At 62.6% G+C, this 2726-nt stretch carries 1 protein-coding gene; it reads right to left on the reverse strand.

Features of this window, described 5'->3' with window-relative positions:
* Window positions 1-219 precede the first annotated feature (219 nt).
* The gene (locus tag IFO71_RS21390) at window positions 220-2208 is read right to left on the reverse strand and encodes an acyl CoA:acetate/3-ketoacid CoA transferase (RefSeq protein ID WP_192031724.1); all 1989 of its coding nucleotides are present in this window, start codon (window positions 2206-2208) and stop codon (window positions 220-222) included.
* Window positions 2209-2726 lie beyond the last annotated feature (518 nt).

A 2726-nucleotide genomic window follows, 5' to 3' on the forward strand; every position in this document is an offset into this window, starting at 1 on the left:
GCCTTCGCTACGCTCGGTCGGCTGCTACGCAGCAACGGCTACTTCGTAGCCTGCGCCTTCGCTACGCTCGGTCGGCTGCTGTCGCAGCTACGCGGGACTGCGTCCCGATCTCGCCCAAGTGGGGCCCACCACTTGGGCTCGTCGCGCCTTGCACTCGACGCAAAGTCCTCGGTGATCATCCGCGCCCCCTCATGAAATATCCGGGTTAGCCTCGCCGCCTCACAACCCACTCAATGCCTGCTGCGCCGATTCGAATATGTGTGGGGCGAGACCGCGCTGTTTCAGCGCCTCGCCCAGTTTGGCGCGCAGGAAGGCCGAGCGGGTGTAGCGGCTGACCGCGGCGTAGTAGCGCTCGACCAGGCCGGCCACCATGTCGGCATAGGACTCTTCCAGTTCACCGGGCAACTCGAAGTGATCATAGTTGACCAGCGCATGGACCTTGCACGGAACGCCGCGCAACACCTCGGCGACCGTTTCGCGAATGGCGTCGATGTCGTGCTGGCCACGGATTTTCAATCGTTCAAAGTCGATGAACAAGGTATTTCGCTGCGGGTCATAGGTGAAACGACTGGCTAGCGGACGCAGCAACAGATGATCGCGCAGACCGAGCGCTGCGGGGTCAAAGATGGCAGATGCCATCAGGCGCGGCGGCAGCGGCATATGCGGCTTGAACGCCATCTGCGCGAGGACATCGCGCGCAAGATCGATGCCCGGGGCAATTTCAATCAGGTGCAGGCCGTCGGGCTTCAGTTCGAACACGGCGCGCTCGGTGATGTACAGCACCGACTGGCCTCGGCGCAGCGCCTCGTTGGCGGAGAACGTGCGTTGCTCCACTTCCTCGACGAATTTGGTCTGACCGCCTTCACGCAGGATGCGCAACCCGCCCTGCTCCACCGCTATCTCCAGCAGGCCAGCGGTAAAGGTGCCGACAAACACCACTCGCTTGGCGTTCTGGCTGATATTGATAAAGCCGCCGGCACCGGCCAATCGATCACCAAAACGACTGACGTTGAGATTGCCCATACGATCGGCTTGCGCCAGACCAAGAAAGGCGATGTCCAATCCACCGCCATCATAGAAATCGAACTGATAGGGCTGATCAATCACTGCCTGCGCATTCACCGCCGCGCCGAAATTCAAGCCCGAAGCGGGGATACCACCAATCACCCCGGGCTCGGCGGTGAGTGTGATCAGATCGATGATGCGTTCTTCGTCGGCCACCTTGGCCACGCCTTCGGGCATGCCGATGCCAAGGTTCACCACGCTGTTCGCATGCAGTTCCAGCGCTGCCCGGCGGGCGATGATCTTGCGTTCGTTCAGCGCCATCGGCTCGTCACTGCCAGCCGGCACCCGCAGTTCAGCGGCGAAGGCCGGACTGTAGGCGGTGGCAAAGGTCTGCCAGTGATACTCGGCACGCTCGGCCACCACTACGCAGTCCACCAGGGCAGCTGGAATCTTCACCTGGCGCGGGTTGAGGGTGCCACGCTCAGCCATGCGTTCCACCTGCACGATGACGATGCCGCCAGAATTGTGCGCAGCAGTGGCAATCGACAACGCCTCCAGGGTCAGTGCCTCGCGCTCCATGGTGATATTGCCTTCGACATCGGCCGTGGTGCCACGCAGCAGGGCGATATCGATCGGGAAGGCCTTGTAGAACAGGTAGTCCTGGCCGTCGATGTTGATCCGCCGTACCAGGTCCTCCTCGCTGCGCGCATTGATCTTGCCGCCGCCGAAGGCCGGATCGACGAAGGTGCCCAGCCCGACTCGGGTGAGATGGCCGGGACGGCCGGCGGCGATATCGCGGAACAGATGCGAGATCACCCCTTGCGGGAGGTTGTAGGCCTCAATCTGCTGTTGGATGGCCAATTGCTGCAGCCCAGGCACCAGCCCCCAATGGCCGCCGATCACCCGCCGCAGCAGGCCGGGGTGAGCCAGATGATTCAAGCCGCGCGATTTGCCGTCGCCCTGCCCGGCGGCGTACACCAGGGTCAGATCGCGCGGCGTGCCAAGACCATCCGAACTCAGGCTTTGCAGGAAGCGCTGCTCCAGCGCAACCGCGAGATTTTCGGCAAAGCCGACACCGACGAAGCCACCAGTGGCCAAGGTATCGCCGTTCTGGATCAAGGCCACGGCTTCGGCCGCACTAACCCGCTTACCGTGTTCAAACGCTTGCATCGCGCGCAGCAACTGCCTTGCCTGCTCGGTCATTCGATCGCCCTCCTCCCCAGGGTGCAGCTTAGCGTTCAGGGTAGCGCCTTGGCATCGAACTTTTGGGCAAGAGGTGAAGCAGGCGCAATTGGGGGGAGGAGGCCAATCCTTGCCTGCCCAGGGGCCGCGTAGCGAGGTTCCTGGGTAGCCCCGAGTCGCGCTGCGCGAAACCGCAGGGACCGTGAACCGAAGCGATTTGAAGCCCCTCTGCCCCGGCGGGAGAGGGGTTGGGGAAAGGGGTTGGGGTGAGGGGGAAGCTCGAACGCTGCGCCCCCTCTCCCCCGGCCCCTCTCCCGCGAGGGGAGAGGGGAGCAAAGCGGTGCTTGGTGCAGCGTGGTTTTTGGATAGCCCCGAGTCTTGCTCTGCGCTGCGCGCGGACCTTGAACCGGAGCCACTTAGCCCGGATATTTCATCAGAAGAATGAGTGACGGCGTGGTTTTCCCTTAAGATTCAGTTGTCTACGCTGAATAACAAGGACCACGCCGTCATGACAGAGTGTACCGTTCAAGGCGAACTTT

The organism is Pseudomarimonas arenosa (genome assembly GCF_014841215.1).
Taxonomy (GTDB): domain Bacteria; phylum Pseudomonadota; class Gammaproteobacteria; order Xanthomonadales; family Xanthomonadaceae; genus Pseudomarimonas; species Pseudomarimonas arenosa.

Coding starts and splice junctions, on each gene's coding strand:
- IFO71_RS21390 (WP_192031724.1), bottom strand. CDS start 2,208: ATGACCGAGCAGGCAAGGCAGTTGCTGCGCGCGATGCAAGCGTTTGAA.